A 314-nucleotide genomic window follows, 5' to 3' on the forward strand; every position below is an offset into this window, starting at 1 on the left:
GTTGCTCACCGACGGTCTGCGGGCCGAGCGGGAGCAGGGCATCACCATCGACGTGGCGTACCGGTACTTCGCCACCCCCCGGCGGAAGTTCATCATCGCCGACACCCCCGGGCACACCCAGTACACCCGCAACATGGTCACCGGGGCGTCCACCGCCGACCTCACCCTGGTGCTTGTGGACGCGCGTAAGGGGCTGGTGGAGCAGTCGCGGCGGCACGCGTTCCTGTGTTCGCTGCTGCGGGTGCCGCACCTGGTGCTGTGCGTCAACAAGATGGACCTGGTGGACTTCTCCCAGGAGGTGTTCGAGCGGATCG

The 314-nt window shown here is 67.5% G+C and carries 1 protein-coding gene; it reads left to right on the forward strand.

Going from position 1 to position 314, the window contains the following annotated elements; all coding sequences use genetic code 11:
* The coding region (locus tag AC0AIB_RS31635) for a GTP-binding protein (protein WP_465098147.1) at positions 1–314 on the forward strand (314 nt) is incomplete at both ends.

The organism is Micromonospora sp. DSM 43699, from assembly GCF_055517075.1.